General features: G+C 71.4%; 13 protein-coding genes. 3 read left to right on the top strand and 10 right to left on the bottom strand.

Features of this window, described 5'->3' with window-relative positions; translation table 11 throughout:
- Positions 1-2: 2 nt before the first annotated feature.
- The 6 genes from ABH920_RS02790 to ABH920_RS02765 all read right to left on the bottom strand — a co-directional run bounded on the left by ABH920_RS02790 (position 3) and on the right by ABH920_RS02765 (position 5,560).
- Positions 3-1,187: a TDT family transporter gene (locus ABH920_RS02790; protein ID WP_370346378.1), complete on the bottom strand. Its 1,185-nt coding sequence runs from the start codon at positions 1,185-1,187 to the stop codon at positions 3-5.
- A gap of 97 nt (positions 1,188-1,284) precedes the next feature.
- Positions 1,285-2,172: a phosphoribosylaminoimidazolesuccinocarboxamide synthase gene (locus ABH920_RS02785; RefSeq protein ID WP_370346376.1), complete on the bottom strand. Its 888-nt coding sequence runs from the start codon at positions 2,170-2,172 to the stop codon at positions 1,285-1,287.
- A gap of 20 nt (positions 2,173-2,192) precedes the next feature.
- Positions 2,193-3,041 (bottom strand): ABC transporter permease, encoded by an 849-nt coding sequence (locus ABH920_RS02780; RefSeq protein ID WP_370346374.1) that lies wholly within the window; start codon positions 3,039-3,041, stop codon positions 2,193-2,195.
- 2 nt (positions 3,042-3,043) lie between these two features.
- Positions 3,044-4,042 (bottom strand): ATP-binding cassette domain-containing protein, encoded by a 999-nt coding sequence (locus tag ABH920_RS02775; protein WP_370346372.1) that lies wholly within the window; start codon positions 4,040-4,042, stop codon positions 3,044-3,046.
- A gap of 5 nt (positions 4,043-4,047) precedes the next feature.
- Entirely contained in the window at positions 4,048-4,938 is an 891-nt protein-coding gene (locus ABH920_RS02770; protein ID WP_370346370.1) for a DUF4097 domain-containing protein, read from the bottom strand.
- Positions 4,939-5,020: 82 nt separating this feature from the next.
- Positions 5,021-5,560: a DUF1778 domain-containing protein gene (locus tag ABH920_RS02765; protein ID WP_370346368.1), complete on the bottom strand. Its 540-nt coding sequence runs from the start codon at positions 5,558-5,560 to the stop codon at positions 5,021-5,023.
- A 234-nt stretch (positions 5,561-5,794) separates the two neighbouring features.
- On the opposite strand from ABH920_RS02765, the gene ABH920_RS02760 reads away from it, so the two are divergent.
- On the top strand, positions 5,795-7,810 hold the full coding sequence (locus tag ABH920_RS02760; protein ID WP_370346366.1) for a cell wall-binding repeat-containing protein: 2,016 nt from the start codon (positions 5,795-5,797) through the stop codon (positions 7,808-7,810).
- A 1,230-nt stretch (positions 7,811-9,040) separates the two neighbouring features.
- On the opposite strand, the gene purB is transcribed toward ABH920_RS02760, so the two are convergent.
- The 4 genes from purB to purD form a co-directional block, all read right to left on the bottom strand.
- Positions 9,041-10,351 (bottom strand): adenylosuccinate lyase, encoded by a 1,311-nt coding sequence (purB, locus tag ABH920_RS02755; protein ID WP_370346364.1) that lies wholly within the window; start codon positions 10,349-10,351, stop codon positions 9,041-9,043.
- A gap of 177 nt (positions 10,352-10,528) precedes the next feature.
- Positions 10,529-12,205 (bottom strand): hypothetical protein, encoded by a 1,677-nt coding sequence (locus tag ABH920_RS02750; RefSeq protein ID WP_370346362.1) that lies wholly within the window; start codon positions 12,203-12,205, stop codon positions 10,529-10,531.
- Positions 12,206-12,387: 182 nt separating this feature from the next.
- Positions 12,388-13,785, bottom strand: a complete 1,398-nt coding sequence (locus tag ABH920_RS02745; RefSeq protein ID WP_370346360.1) for a hypothetical protein — start codon at positions 13,783-13,785, stop codon at positions 12,388-12,390.
- A gap of 178 nt (positions 13,786-13,963) precedes the next feature.
- Positions 13,964-15,217, bottom strand: a complete 1,254-nt coding sequence (purD, locus tag ABH920_RS02740) for a phosphoribosylamine--glycine ligase (RefSeq protein WP_370346358.1) — start codon at positions 15,215-15,217, stop codon at positions 13,964-13,966.
- 61 nt (positions 15,218-15,278) lie between these two features.
- On the opposite strand from purD, the gene ABH920_RS02735 reads away from it, so the two are divergent.
- Both ABH920_RS02735 and ABH920_RS02730 read left to right on the top strand, forming a co-directional pair.
- The gene (locus ABH920_RS02735; RefSeq protein ID WP_370346356.1) at positions 15,279-15,776 is read left to right on the top strand and encodes a MarR family winged helix-turn-helix transcriptional regulator; all 498 of its coding nucleotides are present in this window, start codon (positions 15,279-15,281) and stop codon (positions 15,774-15,776) included.
- Positions 15,773-17,191 (top strand): MFS transporter, encoded by a 1,419-nt coding sequence (locus tag ABH920_RS02730; protein ID WP_370346354.1) that lies wholly within the window; start codon positions 15,773-15,775, stop codon positions 17,189-17,191. The genes ABH920_RS02735 and ABH920_RS02730 overlap by 4 nt, the downstream gene beginning before the upstream one ends.
- Positions 17,192-17,197 lie beyond the last annotated feature (6 nt).

Raw genomic sequence — 17,197 nt, 5'->3', positions numbered from 1 at the left:
GGCTATTGGATGGCGGTGATCCCGATTCTACCGGGGGTTATGCGTGCCTCCGGCCGCTTGAGCAGAAGCTCACCCGACACGGCCCCGCGCAGCGTACGTGCCGCGATCACGCCCCACGCGGCGACGAGCAGCGCATAGAGCCCGCAGGCCAGCCACGCGTAGGCGGCCAGACCGGTGTGGTGCCACAGCCCCGTGGCTCCGGTCACACAGGTGCCGATCGGGAAGGTGAACGCCCACCAGGTCAGCGCGAACGGCAGGCCGTCGCGCCGGGCTTCGAGGACCACCAGCAGGGCCAGCACCAGCCAGATCATCGCGAAGCCGAGCACCGGCACGCCGTAGAGCACCGCGAACGGCTTCAGGGCCGCGGCCAGTTGCGGGCTCACGACGCCCTGCCCGGCGTCGGCGAGGTTGTTCACCGCGGTCACCGACTGGCCCAGCGGGCCCAGCACCAGGAACAGGCCGGGCGCGGCCACGCTCCACCGGGGCTTGTGGTGCACCAGCCGGGAAACGACCACCGGCAGGATGATCATGGTGGCCAGCAGGCTGATGCCGAACATCGCATAGCAGCCGAGCAGCATCGTCTCGCGGAGCTGGCCGGCCGCGACGTGCGGGATCAGCTGCGGGCCGGTGGCGGCCGAGACCATCGGCGCGACGATCGGCAGCAGCCAGACCGGGGTGGCGCTGCCCTCGGCGATCTCGTGCCGGGTCATCATCAGGTACGGCACCACGGCCGTCGTGGCCAGCCCGATCAGCGTGCCGACCAGCCACAGCGTCCAGGCCAGACCGAGCGCCGCGCCGGTGCCGAGCCAGGCCCGGCCGACGATCATCGTCCCGGCCGAGACCGCGGTCAGCGCCATCGACAGGCAGCCGTAGAACGGCGCGACCGCCGGGTCGAGGAGGTCGCGGCGGGCCTGGTCGGCGTGCCAGCGCCAGTGCGCGGCGCGGGCCAGGAGGACCACCGCGAGCCAGAGGAGCGCCGCGGCCCAGACCACGGTCACGGCCACGCGCGGCCCGCCGCGCTCGAAGCCCGGGAGTCCGGCGCCGGCGTTGGCGATGATCGCCGTGCCCATCACCGAGGCGTACCAGTTCGGGCCGATGTGGCGGAACACGTCGCGCGCCGCCACGCCGGACCATCGAGAACTCGCCGAGACCGCGGGACTCACTGGAAGCTGGATCGTGTTCGCCATGGCTCCAGCCTCGCCCGCGAAGCCCGGCGCCACTAGACCCCGATTGGACATGAGGTCATAGAGGTCCTCTATGACCCAGCCTCGTGAGCTGCGGCTCCTAGTCGAACTTCACGCCGGTGAGCCGCTCGTAGGCCTCGACATAGCGGGCCCGGGTGGCCTGCACGACCTCCGGCGGCAGCAGCGGCGGCGGGGTGTCGGACGCCGGGTTCCAGCCGGAGGCCGGGGAGGTCAGCCAGTCGCGGACGTACTGCTTGTCGAAGGACGACTGCGTACGGCCCGGCTTCCACTCGTCAGCCGGCCAGAACCGGGAGGAGTCCGGGGTCAGCGCCTCGTCGGCCAGGACCAGGGTCCCGCCGCGCAGCCGCCCGAACTCGAACTTCGTGTCGGCCAGGATGATCCCGCGCTCCTCGGCGATCTCCCGGGCCCGCGAGTAGACCGCCAGCGTCAGGTCCTTGAGGTGCGCGGCCAGCTCCGGGTCGGCGATCCGCTCGGCCATCTCGTCGAAGGTGACGTTCTCGTCGTGTTCGCCGAGCTCGGCCTTCATCGCCGGAGTGAAGATCGGCCGGTCCAGCCGGGAGCCGTCGACCAGCCCGGGCGGCAGCGTCACGCCGTTCGCGGTGCGGGTCTTCTCGTACTCCGCCAGCCCGGAGCCGGTCAGGTAGCCGCGCGCCACGCACTCCACCGGCACCATGGCGAGCTTGCGGCAGAGCATCGAGCGCCCCCGCAGCTCCTCCTTGTAGGGCTGCAGCTCGGCCGGGAACTCCTCGACGTCGGCGCTGATCACGTGGTTCGGCACCAGGTCCGCGAGCTGCTTGAACCACCACATGGACAGCTGGGTCAGGATCCGGCCCTTGTCCGGGATCTCGGACTCCAGGACGTAGTCGAAGGCCGAGATCTTGTCCGAGGCGACCAGGAGCAGGTCGTCGCCGACCGCGTAGAGGTCACGGATCTTGCCGCTGGCGAGGTGGTTCAGGCCGGTGATCACGCGCTCAGAATACCGGCGGTTCAGCTCGCCTTCGGCTCCCGCTCATACAGCCGCCTCGACCAGGCGTACGACAGCACCGCCACGCCGAGGCACCAGGCGAGCGTGATCACCAGGTTGTCGCCGATCTTCGTACCGGTCAGCAGGCCGCGCAGCGTCTCGTTGACCGGGGTGAAGGGCTCGTACTGCGAGAACCAGCGCATCCCGGTGGGCAGCGAGGCGGTCGGGACGAAGCCGCTGCTCAGGAACGGCAGGAGCATGAGGAACATCGGCGAGTTGCTGGCGGTCTCCACGCTCTTGGCCGAGAGCCCGAGGCCCACGCACAGCCAGGTGACGGCGAAGGTGAGCAGGAGGACCACGCCGACGGCGGCGAACCACTCGGCGACGTTCGCGTGCGGTCGGAAGCCGACGGCGATGGCGGCCAGCGTCACGACGGTGACGCTCACCATGGTCTGGATCGCGGCGCCGACGACGTGTCCGGTCAGCACCGAGGAGCGGGCCACGGCCATGGTCCGGAACCGGGCGATGATGCCCTCGGTCATGTCCTGGGCCACCGCGATCGCCGTGCCCTGCGCGGCGGCGGCGACCGCCATCACGATGATCGCCGGGGCGACGTAGGCGGCGTACGCCTGACGGCCGCCGTGCATGCCGACCGGGGTGCCGCCGCCGAGTCCGGAGCCGAGGGTCCCGCCGAAGACGTAGACGAACATGAGCAGGAAAACCAGCGGCATCATGGTGACCATGAGGGTCAGCGACGGGTAGCGCAGCATGTGGCGCAGGTTGCGGCGCAGCATGATGCGGGCGTGGACCCAGGCGTGGGTCCGGGTGTCGAGGCCGCCGGGGCCGACGTCGGCCACTGTCAGAACGCTCATCATCAGGCCCTTTCCTGGTCGATCTTGGCGGCCTTATCTGCCTTGTCGGTCGTGCCGGTCAGCGCGAAGAACACGTCGTCGAGGTCGGGGGTGTGCACGGCCAGCGCCTCGACCTCGACCGAGGCGTCGTCCAGCCGCTGGAGCAGGGTCCGCAGGGTGCTGACCCGGCCGTCGCCGGCCAGCTGGAGCGTGAGCGCGTCGTCGTCGCGGCCGGTCGGGGCGAGCACCAGCGCGGCGGCGTCGAGTTCGGCGCGGTCGGCGAAGGTCAGCTCGATGTGCCCGCCGGAGATGCGCGTCTTGAGCTCGGCCGGCGTCCCCTCGGCGACCACGCGCCCGCCGTCGAGTACCGCGACCCGGTGCGCGAGTTGGTCGGCCTCGTCCAGGTACTGCGTCGTCAGCAGGATGGTCGTCCCCTCCGCGACCAGCCCGCGGATGATGTCCCACATGACCCGGCGGCTGCGCGGGTCCAGGCCCGTGGTCGGCTCGTCGAGGAAGATCACCTTCGGGTTCCCGACCAGCGTCATCGCCAGGTCGAGCTTGCGCTTCATCCCCCCGGAGTACGTCGCCGCCGTCTTGTCGGCCGCCTCGGTCAGCTCGAAGCGCGCCAGCAGGTCCTCGGCCCGCCGCCGCCCCTCCGCCCTCGGCAGCAGGTGCAGGTCGGCCATCAGCATCAGGTTCTCCCGACCCGTGAGATAGCCGTCGACCGCGGAGAACTGGCCGGTGACGCCGATCGCGCGGCGCACCGCCTGCGGATCCTTCGCCGGATCGTGGCCGGCGATCCGGATGTCGCCGGCGTCCGGCCGCAGGTAGGTGGTCAGCAGGTGCACGGCGGTGGTCTTGCCGGCCCCGTTCGGGCCGAGCAGCGCCAGGATCGTCCCGGCCGGCACGCTCAGGTCGATGCCGTCGAGCACGGTCTTCGCGCCGAAGGACTTGCGGAGGCCGCGGGCCGAGATCGCAGGGGCGGACTCGGCGGCGGCGCGGCGGGCACCGGGAACCGTCACGGCGATCACTCCTCGTCCAGGCGCGGCGCCCGGCGGACGGCGACCTCGCCGAGCTTGGTGCTGGCGTGGATCTCCACCTTGTCGACCGGCTCCCCGGCCGCCGGCTCGTCGGCGGCGTCGAGCTCGTTGTGGACCCGGCCGACGCCGGCGTTCAGGTCCAGCCAGGCGGCGCTGCCCTCGCGGACGCCGACCTCGACGTAGCCGTTCTTGGAGGTGGCGGTCACCTTGCCGCGCACGACCTCGCCGATCCGCACCTCGCCGTTGGAGGTGGTGGCGGTGAGGTCGGACAGCGCGCGGTCGACGTGGACGTCGCCGTTGGCAGAGCGGACCGTCGCCGCCCCGGTCACCACACCGACGATCGCCTTGCCGTTGCTGTTGGACACCTCGGCGACGCCGTCCACGGCACCGATCCGGATGACTCCGGAACCGCACGTCACCTCGGCCGCGCCGCTGACCTCCTCGACGGTGATCTCGCCGACGCCGGTGCGCACATTGACCGGCCCGGTCTGCGCCAGCCGCACACCGCCGATCTCGGTCTTGAGCGCGACGGTGCCGAGCACGCCGACGGACTGGAACTCGCCGATCACCGCCTCGGCCCGCAGGTCGGAGTCGGTCGGCACCTCGATGAGCAGGTCGATGGACTCCGGGCGCTTGCTGCTGAAGTTGACGAAACGGTTGCGCGGCCTACGGGTGACGACGGTCAGCGACCGCGTGGCCTCGTCGTACTCGACGCGCGTGTTCTCGGCGGCCTTGACGTCGGCGGCCTTGCCCGGGTCGCTGGGCCGCACCTCGACCACGGTGTCGGCGCGGTCGGAGGCGGCGATCCGGACGTCGGCGACGTAGAGGTCGAGGGTGACGGTGATCGCGGTCGGGGTGCTGAAAGTCGATGGAGACATGACGGATCCTTCGGTCGGCTTGGCCTGCAATGGGTTGCTCTGAACGGGTTGCGCTGAATCGCTGTGAACCGAGGCTGGGAAGTCAGCGGGCCCAGCCGGTGTAGCTCTCGCCGACAATCCGGTCGGACTTCGGCGACGATCCGGACCGCCCGGAGCGCCGACCCTCGTTGGCCAGCCCGGCGGCTGCGGCCCGGACGATCCAGGCATTGACGGACAGCCCGGACCCCGCGGCGGCGTCCTCGATCATGGCCTTGAGGCTGGACGACAGCCGCAGGTTGATCCGCACCATGGTGGCGTCGTCGCCCTCCCCGACCGGGAAGCGCACATCCCCGGGCGCGGAGCTGGAGCCGAAGCCGTCGTCGGCGGGAGGCGCCGGAGCGGGCGGCGGCGTCACGACGAACTTGGCGTCCCCGCCGCGCAGCCGCACGTCCACGGAACCCGGAGCAAGCTCCGCGGAGATCTCGTCGGCCGCCGCCGACAGCGCCTCCAACAGGGTGAGCCGCACCGCCGCATCAAGCGGGGGCAGCAGCCGGTCGGCGAGAGCCCGGGCTGCGTCGCCACCGACCTCGGCCGCGGTCGTCAGCTCCCGGCGGAGGGCTTCGACGTAGGGGGTGAGTTCCATGGCTCTACTTTGGCACCAAAGTGGTGCCATCGCAAGCCATCTTGGCTCACTCTTAGCGCTCTCGCTGGTCAGCAGTGGTGCCACGCGGCGGCTCGTGGCACCACACGACGTCATCCGGAGCCAAAGACGTAGATCGTCTGCGCTTGGAACGTGGCAGAATATGGATCACCCGCGCTTAGCATCAGTCCTCTGTCGGGTTCAGTGCCTGGGTGTACTCAGGGGAGGGGCGCGGAAATGACCCGTGTCTACAGAAGGTCTGCACGACGGCTGTCCATGGCGGCGGTTCTGACTGTCGGCACGCTCGCGCCGCTCGGCGCGGCGGTGGGCGCCGCCGGCCCGGTGCACGCCACGACCGCCGTCGCTGCGGCCACGGCGAGCAGCACGCCGGTGAACGGGCCGATCATCTTCAATGAGCGGCCCATGGGGTTCGGCGGCCGGGCCACCACTATGGCCGTCAACCAGGACGGCTCGGGGGATCGCCAGTTCGCCGACTGGCACGCCTGCGGCGACTCAATGGTCTATGAAGCCCCCGCAGTCGTCGTCTACTCCCCGGACGGGACGCAGGCCGCCCTCGGATGTGACTCCGACTTCTTGCGGATCGGCACCGCCGACCTTTCACGGACCCGGATCATCGCGCATGGCCCCAGCGCTGTGACCTACCCGGTCGGATGGTCGCCGGACGGCAGGACCCTCTACTTCAACCAGCGGTCGAAGGCCGGCGCGCAGCCGACGGCGTGGAGCGTCCGCGCCGACGGCTCGGGACGGGCTCCCGTGACCGGCATTCCCGCCGGATACAGCCTTCTCGCGGTAGCCTCGACCGGCACGCTGCTGCTGGGTTCCGGCGAAGGTCCGACCGCCTCGGTCTCCACCCTCGCTTCGGGATCGGCGACGCCGCGCCTGCTCTCCGACCACAACGCCAGCGCCGACGAAGCGGCCTTCTCCGCGGACGGCACCAAAGTCGTCGTTACGGAAGACAGCGGCACCGGCCGCAACCTCGTGGTCTACAACGCCGACGCGTCCGGGACGCCGCGGATCCTGGTCCCGGTGCCGACCCAGCAAGGCTCGCTCGGCGGCGCCGCGTGGTCGCCGGACGGCCGGGACGTCGCCTACGACCTGCTGGCCCAGACCGCGCCGAACTGGGCGGCCGCGCGCGGCCAGATCTGGACCGTCGCCGCCGACGGCAGCGCCGCGCCGGTCAAGATCGTCGACAGCCCCGACGGCCTGTCGGTCTCCGCTTGGCACGCGGCGCCGATCCCCCAGACCCCGCGCGGGGTCGTCCTCCGGCTGGCCGGGGCCGACCGCGTCGGGACCGCGGTGGCCGCCGCCGACGCCGCGTACAACCCGGGTCGGGCCGGGACCAGCCAGGCGCGGGTCGCGGTGATCTCCCGTGCCGACGCCTTCGCCGATGCCCTGCCCGGCAACGCCCTCGCCGCCGAGAAGCACGGTCCGCTGCTGCTCACCGGCACCGCCGCGCTCGACCCGGCCGTCGCGCACGAGCTCAAGGCGATCCTCGCCCCCGGCTCGACCGTCTATGTGCTGGGCGGTCCGCAGGCACTGTCGCCGCAGGTCGAGGCCGGCATCCGGGCCCTGGGCCTGACGCCTAAGCGGCTGGCCGGGGCGGACCGGTTCGGGACCGCGACCGCGATCGCCGGCGCCGTCTCCCCGCACCCGCACACCGTCCTGGTGGCGACCGGCGAGAACTACCCCGACGCACTGGCCGCCGGGGCCGCGGCGGCCGGCGACCCGAACGGGGGTGTGGTACTGCTGTCGGACGACAGGACCCTTTCCACCGCCACCCGGACCTATCTGGCCGGCGTGAACCCGGCCGCGACCGCCGTCTACGGCGTCGGCGTCCAGGGCGTCGCCGCCCTGAACACGATGCCCGGCCTCGCGGGCCGCTTCACCCCGCTGGCCGGCGCCGACCGCTACGCCACCGACATGGCGATCGCGAACAACGCGACGCTGTTCCCGACCGCCACCGCCGCCGGTATCGCCATCGGCGGGAACTGGCCGGACGCGCTCTCCGGCGGCGCCTACATCGGTGCGATGAAGGGCCCGTTGCTGCTCACCGGGGACGGCCTGGGCACCGGCTCGCACGATACGGACATCCCCATCGCCACCTGGTTCGGGGCACACTTCCTGACCGTGAACCAGGTGGCGGTGTTCGGCGGACACGCGGTGATCAGCGATGTCGAGGCCGAGGGGTTCGGATACGACGCGTTCGGCGCCGACGATTTCGACCTGCGCTGACCGGACGGACCTGGAACCCGTAGCGATGTTTCACGCGAAACATCTCTAACAAAATGGGCGCTGCTGACCTATGTGTGGGTGCTGGTGGCGGGTGCGGTTTGTTTGTGGGTTGACAGTCAAGGGCTTTTTTGACGGCTTCGCCTAAGGTTTGGTGACCTCGCTGGGGGACGCAGTTCGGTGGTGCCCCGCGGGTTGCGTTGGCGGCTGGCGGTTGTTCGTGTGCACGACCGCGCGCGGGTCCGAGTCACTGCGCATGCGTTGCGTTGGCGGCGATCGTGGGGCGTGGTGGGTGCCTGAGATCAAGAGCAGGCGCCTCCGGCGGGGGCCTCGAGACTCTGAGGGATCCCAACCCCCCGCCTCGGCGGCGGTCCGAATGTTGGTCGCCGTGTCCCGGATCCCTCGTCGCTGTCGTCGCCCGGAGGGAACCATCCCGGCCTGGCGGTGTCCAGCCGGATCGCACGCTGCTGTGGTCGGGTTGCGTTCGGCTGGACACCGCCAGTCCGGGCTGGTTGTGCAAGCACCGCCGACAGCGACGAGGGATCCGGGACAACCCCGCCTGTGGTGTGGACGGGGTCCACTCGGGGGGCACAGGTGTCGGTGAGTTGTCGTGCCGGGGGTGGGGGACCCGTTCCCACAGGCCGGGGTTGTCCCGGGTTCCCCGTCGCGTCGGCGGGCGCAGCCAAGCTGACCGGGCCGGTGGTGTCCAGCCGGACGAGACCGGACCACAGCAGCGTGTGATGCGGCTGGACACCACCGGACCGGTCTGCTTCCATCAGGCGACGACGCGACGGGGAACCCGGGACACAGGCGACCACAAGCAACGACCGGCAGCAGACAGCGCGGCCCCCCATCCCCGGAGCGAGGCCGCTCGCCGCGCAGGCGCCGCCGGAGGCCCTGCCCTTGACTTCAGGTGCCCACCAAACGCGGCCGCCACCCGCCTACCTAACGCGTGCGCAGTGACTCGGACCGGTGCGCGGTCGTGCACACGAACAACCGCCAGCCGCCAACGCGTCCCCAGGCACACCACCGAACTGCGCCACCCAGCGAGGTCACCAAACCTTAGGCGAAGCCGTAAAAAGCTCTTAAAACCCACCAACAAACCGCACCCACACATCAAGCAGGGGCGCCACAAAATGCCGAAGCGGCCGCCGGACCTCAGTCCGACGGCCGCTTCGGTCGCTTCGGCCGGTAAGCAGATGCCCCGCAGGTGTCCCCGCGGTCAGGTCAAGCTCAGCTCAGCTTCGCCAGCTTCTCGAACATCCCGTCCAGCCGCTCCACGAACCGCTCCGGCCGGGTGGCCTCGTCCAGCCGCGCCTCGTCGATGGCCAGCCCGGCGGCATCGGCCTCCGCGCGCAGCGTCTCGCGGAACGGCCGGCCGGTCTCCCAGGTCTTCATCGACGCGCGCTGGGTCAGCGGGTAGGCCTGGGTGTCGCGCTCCAGGCCCATCTCGACCAGTTCCAGCAGCACCGTGGAGCTGTAGACCAGACCGCCGGTGGAGTCCAGGTTGGCGCGCATGCGGTCGGCGTTGACCACCAGTCCGCTCATCAGACGAATGGTCAGGTTGAGCATGTAGTCCAGTGCGATCGAGGCGTCCGGCAGTGCGATGCGCTCGGTGGACGAGTGCGAGATGTCGCGCTCGTGCCACAGCGGGATGCCCTCCATCACCGGCACGATCTGCGCGCGGACGATGCGCGCCATCCCGGCCAGCCGCTCGGACATGATCGGGTTCTTCTTGTGGGGCATCGCCGAGGAGCCCTTCTGCCCCTTGCCGAACGGCTCCCACAGTTCGCGGACCTCGGTGCGCTGGCCGTGCCGCACCTCCAGCGCGATGGCCTCCAGCACCGTGGCCATGATCGCCAGCGCCGACACCCACTCGGAGACGCCGTCGCGCAGGATCACCTGGGTGGAGACGTCGGCGGCCCGCAGGCCCAGCTTGTCCGCGACGAAGGCCTCGATCGCCGGGTCGATGTTGGAGTAGGTGCCGACCGCGCCGGAGATCGCGATGACGCCGACCGCCTCGCGCGCCTGCCGCAGCCGGTCGCGCGAGCGGGCCACGCCGAAAGCGAAGTCGGCGACCCGGTGGCCCCAGACGTCCGGCTCGCCGTGGATCCCGTGGGTGCGGCCGACGCGCAGCGTGGCGCGGTGCGCCAGCGCGTGGTCGCGCAGCACCGCGACCAGCTTGTCCGCCTTCTCCAGCAGGATGTCGGTGGCCTCGGTGAGCTGCAGCGCGAGCGCGGTGTCCAGCAGGTCCGAGGAGGTCATCCCGAAGTGCACGTAGGCAGCGGCCTCGCGCGGCTCGGTGTTGTCGGCCCACGCGGACAGGAACGCGATCACGTCGTGCTGCGTGACGGCCTCGATCGCCTCCACGGCCTCCGGGGTCGGCGGCGCGGCGTTGCGCACCGGCTCCACCGCGGACTCCGGGATCGTCCCGGCCGCCGCGTGCGCCTCCACGACCAGCGTCTCGACCTTCGCCCACAACTCGTACTTGTGGGCCTCGGACCAGACACGGCCCATCTCGGGCAGGGTGTAGCGCTCGATCATGACGGCGGCCTTCCTGTGTGAGGTCCTGACACCCGATTCTCCCAGGAGGCGGCCGCCCTTTCTAACCGCCGCAGCTCAGCGCCGGTGTGATCTGGCTCCCAGCGCGGCGGATCGCGCCGGCGCCGGCCCGGCCGCCACACCCCGCCACACCCCGTCACACCGCGGCGGCCAGGACAGCTAGTGCAGAGCCAGCGGTTCACCGACCTCCAGCCGGTCCGAGCAGTCGCCGTCCGGCGTGCGCTGCTCGAACCGGGCCTGAGCGGGCAGCGCGGTGTCCGCGAAGGCCCGCAGCTTGGCCAGGTCCGAGGGGTCCTTGAGCGCCGACTTCCGGACCCAGTCGCTGCTGCCCCACGGAGACGCCGGAATCGGGCTCCGCGGGTAGATCTGGGCGTAGTCCCGGAGCATCCGCGGATCGAACCCGGAGCCGGCCATCAGGGTCGGCGACCAGTCGCCGTGGGTCTGGATGAAGGTCGGCTGCATCACGTCGAAGATGTAGTCCCGCAGCCCGTTCATGTCCTTGGCGTGCAGGTAGTCCGCGACCTTCGCGTCGACCAGCCCGGCCGTGTCCCGCAGCCGCAGCCGGCTGGTCAGCGCCGTCCCGCCGAGGTCGGGCAGCAGCAGGCTGCCGTTCTCGATGCCGGCCACGTCGGCGAAGGAGTTGAACAACTCGCCGTTCTCGTCGGCCACCACGCACAGCGGCACCACCGGCTGCGACACGCTGTCCCCGGGCATCGGCCCGGTGATCCCCTGCGCCAGATACACGGCCCCGGCGAGCGAGCCGAGCAGTCCGATCCGGCGCCGCAGCCCGGGCTTGACGACCAGCCGCGCCGCGCAGATCACCGTGACCAGCACGGCCAGCGGCCAGACCGGCGTGGAGAACCGCAGCTGCCCCATCCAGTCCGGGTTCAGCACGCAGTACGCGACCAGCGCCAGCGCGAGCGGCACGAGCAGCGCGGTCAGCGGACGCCGCAGCGCCGGCACGGCCACCACCGCGGCGACCACGACGCCGATCGCGACCAGCGAGATCACCAGGCCCGGATACTGCAGCACGTCGGAGATCCGGTTCAGGTCGCTCGCCGACGGACTGGCCTGGGCCTTGGCCACCGCGGTGTTCGGCAGCCAGCGTCCGAACTCGAAGCGGCGCCAGAGCACGTACAAGCCGTAGAGGCCGAACGCGGGCGCCGCGAAGAAGCCGACCGGACGGAGCGCGTCCCGGACCCGCCGCCGGTCCACCACCAGCAGCACGACGGCCGGATAGGCGGCGAAGTAGATCAGGCCGTCCGGCCTGGTGAGCGCGGCCAGCGCGACCAGTACGCCGGCGATGACCGCGGTCCGGCGGGACAACAACCGGTCGGTGCTGTCGGCCACCGAACGCACCAACAGAACCGCGACAGCGGTGACCAGCAACGCATAGAGCGAGTTCTCCAAGCCGGAGAACGTCCACAGGACGAACGTCGGCACGAAGGCCAGCGCCGTCCCGGCCACCGCGGTGACCCCCGCGGCCACCGCGCGGCTCGGCAGCACGGCCAGGCAGGCGGCATAGAAGCAGCCCAGGATGCCGATAACGCACAGCAGCCCCAAGGCCTTCGGATACAGGACGTAGTCCGGGACTCCGAACCACGCGCCGTGGTCGAAGAGACCGAGCAGCCTCCCGACCGCCAGGAGCCCGACCCACGTGGGGTCCGAGTAGCCCTCCACCGGGGGAGCCCCCGCCTGCACCACCGGGCCGTGGCCCTCGGCGATGTTCCTCGCGTACGCGAAGCTGATTCCGGCGTCGTCGACGATCCACCGCCCCAGCCGTGCCCCCTGGACGGCCACGACGAGCGCGGACCAGATGATCGCTGCGATGCCCAACCAGTGGGCTCGAACCTCGGCGGCGCCGTGTCGGCGCCACCCCCCAAATTTTTTCACGTGCGTGGACCCTCAAGAGGGTCCTGAGGTTCGTTCTGACGCAGGAAAGTTTTCGAATACTGCGTTCATGCTTCGAATACAGCGTTATCCCGCGTCCTGCTTGGAGCAGGTGACGTACCCGGGATTCAGCGAGTGATGTGCGCGAGCCAGTCCGAGAGCCGGGACACGTCGCCGGCGTCCGCGAGCGCCGCGGCCATGTCGTGGATCGGCACCGTGTCCCCGACGCGGTCGCGCAGGACCGGGCCGTCCAGCCAGTCCAGGCCCCAGGACGCCAGGCGCGCCTCGACGAGGCGGACCGCGAGGTAGGCGGCGAGGCTGTCGATGTCGGGCTCCGCGACGTCGCCGGACGGCATGTCGTCCGCTTCCCCCAGACGCGGGCCGGGGATCACCGCGCCCTGCAGACCGTCGCCACCCCGGGCCTCGGTCTCGCCGCGCCGCGCGCCGGGCACCCCGGCGTCGGCGATCAGGGTGCGTATCCGCTTCGCCGCCGGGTGCTCCTCCGGCACCGACTCGGCACGCCGCACCAGCTCCGGCTCGGTGACGGCGGTGACGTACCGCTCCCAGGTCACCGTCCGCTCGATCCGGCGGCCCTCGAACAGCTCCGCGGCCATCCGCGACGCGTGCGCGTCCACGTCGCCGGGCCGCTCCAGCAGGTCGCACGCCGGCCGCTCGCTCAGCCGGGTGGCCAGCGAGCCGGCCATCCGGTCCCGGCGGCCCAGCGAGGTCAGCGCGCCGACCAGCGCCACGTTCAGCCCCACCGGGCAGTAGCCCGACTCCCACGCCGGGTGGGCCAGCCGGGTCAGGACCCGGTCCCAGCCGGCGGCGGCCATGTTGATCTGTTCGTGCGCGTAGGCCCGGGCCGCGGGCTCGATCATCCGCGAGGCCGCCACCGCCTCCCAGGCCACGACCCGTTCCAGCGCCTCGGCGCGGGCCTCGAAGTAGCCGGCGACCCGGAGCCGGCAGCCGGGGAACACCCGGAGGGTCCGGCCCGGACGGCCGTGCAGCGCGCCGATGCTCCGGTTGGCGAAGGCCCGGGCCCGCACGATCCGCTCGTCCCCGGCCGCGGCCATCCCGGCGACCAGCGGCGCCAGCAGTCCCCGCAGCTCGCTGACCCGCAGCCACCACAGGAACGGCGCCCCGATGACCAGCACCGGGCCCCCGGGACGCGGATCGAGCCAGGCGTCGCAGTCCGGGGACAGCTCGATCCCGGCCGGGGTCGGCACCTGGAGTTGCAGCGCGAGCTGCCGGACCAGCAGTTCCAGTTCGGGGGCGGCCTCGCCACCGAGCGGGACGGTCTTCGGCGGTGCCACGGCGCTGCGGTGCAGCCGGACCGCGGGCAGTGCCCACAGCACGCAGACCACGGCGGCCGCCACGACCGCCACCTCGGGCCCGGCACCGTCCCAGCCGCGCACCCGCGCCAGGCCGATCAGGCCCGCGCTCGCCGCCGCAGCGCTGAGGGCGTAGGCCGCTATCACCCACGCGCGGACGCGCAGTAGCGCGCGGGCCGCCCTGTGGGCGCTCACCCGCGCCGTCGTCGCAGTCACCGTGCTGATGGATCCCCCAAGCGTCCAGGCCGCTTACGAGCCTGTTGCGAAGGCTAGCGCGAAACACCCACAGCGGTTAGCGGCCGTGGCGTGAATACACACTTTCGGATGGCGGGGTAAGGGATCCGTGCCTCACGGTGACTTGTCAGCCGGCGTATCAGCCAGCTGTTTTCGCGGCCTCCGCGGCGATGTCGGTGCGGTGCTGCTCGCCGTCGAAACCGACCACCGCGACGCCCTCGTACGCCTTGGCGCGCGCGGCACCGAGGCCGTCCGCCACGGCGGTCACCGCCAGCACCCGGCCGCCCGCGGTGACCAGGTCGCCGTCCGCGTTCCGCTGGGTCCCGGCCTGGTTCACCACGGTGCCCAGCTGCTCGGCGGCCGCGATCCCGGTGATCACGTCGCCGCCGCGCGGCGTGCCCGGATAGCCAGCGGCGGCCATCACGACGGTGACCGACGCGCCGTCCCGCCAGCGCGGCCCGGGCGCCTCGGCGAGGGTGCCGGTCGCAGCCGGATACAGCAGCTCGGACAGCGGGGACTCGAGCATGGCCAGCACACTCTGCGTCTCGGGGTCGCCGAAACGCGCGTTGAACTCCACGACGCGCAGGCCCTTGGAGGTCAGGGCGAGGCCGGCGTAGACCAGCCCGGCGAACGGGGTGCCGCGGCGGTGCATCTCGTCGACGAGCGGCTGCAGGACCGTCGCGACGACTTCGTCGGTCAGCCCCTCCGGCGCCCACGGCAGCGGGCAGTAGGCGCCCATCCCGCCGGTGTTGGGGCCGGCGTCGCCGTCGCCGATCCGCTTGAAGTCCTGCGAGGGCATCATCGGGATGACGGTGGTGCCGTCGGTGACGCCGAACAGCGAGACCTCGGGGCCGTCGAGGTACTCCTCGATGACGACGCGGCCGCAGGCGCGCGCGTGCTCCAGTGCGGCGGTGCGGTCCTCAGTGACGACGACGCCCTTGCCTGCGGCGAGCGCGTCGTCCTTCACCACGTAGGGGAAGCCGGCGAACTCGTCGAGCGCCTTGACGTACTCGGCCTCGCTCTCGCAGACGTAGGCCTTGGCGGTCGGGATGCCGGCGGCGGCCATGACCTCCTTGGCGAACGCCTTGGAGCCCTCCAGCAACGCGGCGGCCTTCGACGGCCCGAACACCGCGATCCCCGCTTCCCGCACCGGATCGGCGACCCCGGCCACCAGCGGCGCCTCCGGCCCCACGACGACCAGGTCCACGCCGAGCGCGACGGCCAGGTCCCGCACCGCCGCCGGGTCCTGCGCGTCGACCGGGCGCAGCTCGGCGATCTCCGCGATGCCGGGGTTGCCGGGCGCGCAGTAGAGCGCGGTGACGGCGGGGTCGGTGCTGAGGGCGCGGGCGAGGGCGTGCTCGCGGCCGCCGGTGCCGATGACGAGGACCTTCATGGTCGTTAGGGTACCGGCGAGGGAGATAGACAGTCTGGACTGCACAGTTTAGACTGAAGGTATGGCTGCTGGGATCGGGATGGATCGGCAGGGCAGCGGCGGCGCTGGCGGTAGCGGCAGCGAAGCCGGCGGCACCGCCACGGACGCCGCACGCGCGGCCCGCGAACTGCGCGTGCTGGTCGGCCGCCTGCGCCGCCGGCTGCGCGAGGTGGACGACGTCCACGAACTGACCGCCTCGCAGCTGGCGGTCCTGGGCCGCCTGGACCGCGACGGCCCGGCCTCGACCAGCGACCTGGCGAAGGCCGAGCGCGTGCGCCCGCAGTCGATGGCCACCACCGTGGCGGTGCTGGAGGAGCGCGGCATGATCGCCCGCCGCCAGGACCCGGACGACGGCCGCCGCCAGCTCATCGAGCTGACGCAGACGGCCGACCGGACGGTGAGCGGATCGCGGCGGGCCCGCGACGAATGGCTGGAGCAGGCGCTACGGGAGCGGTTCTCGGCGGACGAACTCGCGACGGTGGTCGAGGCCTTGGGGCTGTTGGAGCGGTTGAGCGAATGACGGCTACAGACACACCCCCGCAGACCTCCGCTCCGGCCGAGGTTCCGGACGCGGCACCGGCCCCCGCCTTCAACCGGCGCCTCACCGTCCCGCTCCTCCTCGGCGCGACCCTCAACCCGATCAACTCCTCGATGATCGCGATCGCGCTGGTGCCGATCGGCACGGCCTTCGGCGCCTCGCCGGCGGCGACGGCGTGGCTCGTGTCGGCGCTCTACCTCGCGACCGCTATAGGCCAGCCGGTGATCGGCCGGCTTGTGGACCGCTTCGGGGCGCGTCCGCTCTTCCTCGCCGGGGCCGGGATGGTCGGCATCGCCGGAGTGATCGGTGCTATAGCACCATCACTCGGGGTGTTGATCGTGGCGCGCGTGTTGTTGGGCTTCGGGACCAGCGCGCAGTTCCCCGCAGCGATGCACACGGTGCGCGGCGAGGCACAGCGCACCGGTATGAAGACGCCCAGCGGAATCCTCACAGCGCTCTCCATATCGGCGCAGAGCACGATGGTCATCGGCCCCACGCTCGGTGGCGCACTCATCGGCGTCGGCGGATGGCGCCTGGTGTTCGCCGTCAACATCCCTCTGGCGCTGGTCTGTATAACGCTCGGCGCGCGCAGGCTCCCCAAGAGCGCTCCAATAGGGACCGAGAGCCGCATCGATCTGGTGGGCATGGGCCTGTTCGCCGCGATGCTGACCAGCCTGCTGCTCTTCCTCATGGACCTGAGCGTCGGCCACCTCTACCTGCTCGTCATCGCAGCTGCGATTGCCATGGCGTTCGCTCGTGTAGAGCTCCGCATAGGGGAGCCCTTCATTGATCTGCGCATCTTCGGCGGGAACACTCCGCTGCTGATCACCTATCTGCGCCAGACACTCACCTACATCCTCACCTACTGTTTCATCTACGGATTCACGCAGTGGCTGGAAGAAGGACGCGGCCTCAGCGCCTCCGCAGCCGGTCTCGTCGTCCTGCCGACCTCGCTCACCGCGATCGTCGTGGCCTGGTTCACCGGACGGCGCAACGGGATCCGCAGCAAGCTCTTCGTCGGAACCGTGTCGATGATCGCGGCGTCTACAGCGCTGCTCGCCCTTAACCGGGGAACCGCTATATGGATCCTCATAGCCGTGGGCCTTCTGGCGGGCACCACGCAGGGCATGAACGGTCTCGCCAACCAGAACGCCCTGTTCCGTCAGGCGGATGCTTCACGCATGGGGACCGCCTCGGGACTGTTGCGCACGTTCCAGTACCTCGGCGCCATCCTGTCGTCGGCCGCGGTGGCGATCGTCTTCCGCACCGGGGCGTCTTCAGGCGGCCTCCATTCGCTCGCCGTCGTTATGATCGGCTGCGGTCTGCTGCTGCTCGCGGTGGTGCTCGTCGACCGCTCGCAGTCCCTTCGGACCGCGCAAGGCGAACAGAACGGATAAGGAACC

The organism is Catenulispora sp. EB89, from assembly GCF_041261445.1.
In the GTDB taxonomy this organism is placed as follows: domain Bacteria; phylum Actinomycetota; class Actinomycetes; order Streptomycetales; family Catenulisporaceae; genus Catenulispora.
The sequence above is the reverse complement of the archived record's forward strand: the minus strand, read 5'-3'. Positions and strand labels throughout refer to the sequence as shown.

Coding starts and splice junctions, on each gene's coding strand:
- ABH920_RS02790 (WP_370346378.1), bottom strand. CDS start 1,187: ATGGCGAACACGATCCAGCTTCCAGTGAGTCCCGCGGTCTCGGCGAGT.
- ABH920_RS02780 (WP_370346374.1), bottom strand. CDS start 3,041: ATGAGCGTTCTGACAGTGGCCGACGTCGGCCCCGGCGGCCTCGACACC.
- ABH920_RS02770 (WP_370346370.1), bottom strand. CDS start 4,938: ATGTCTCCATCGACTTTCAGCACCCCGACCGCGATCACCGTCACCCTC.
- ABH920_RS02765 (WP_370346368.1), bottom strand. CDS start 5,560: ATGGAACTCACCCCCTACGTCGAAGCCCTCCGCCGGGAGCTGACGACC.
- ABH920_RS02760 (WP_370346366.1), top strand. CDS start 5,795: ATGACCCGTGTCTACAGAAGGTCTGCACGACGGCTGTCCATGGCGGCG.
- purB (WP_370346364.1), bottom strand. CDS start 10,351: ATGATCGAGCGCTACACCCTGCCCGAGATGGGCCGTGTCTGGTCCGAG.
- purD (WP_370346358.1), bottom strand. CDS start 15,217: ATGAAGGTCCTCGTCATCGGCACCGGCGGCCGCGAGCACGCCCTCGCC.
- ABH920_RS02735 (WP_370346356.1), top strand. CDS start 15,279: ATGGCTGCTGGGATCGGGATGGATCGGCAGGGCAGCGGCGGCGCTGGC.
- ABH920_RS02730 (WP_370346354.1), top strand. CDS start 15,773: ATGACGGCTACAGACACACCCCCGCAGACCTCCGCTCCGGCCGAGGTT.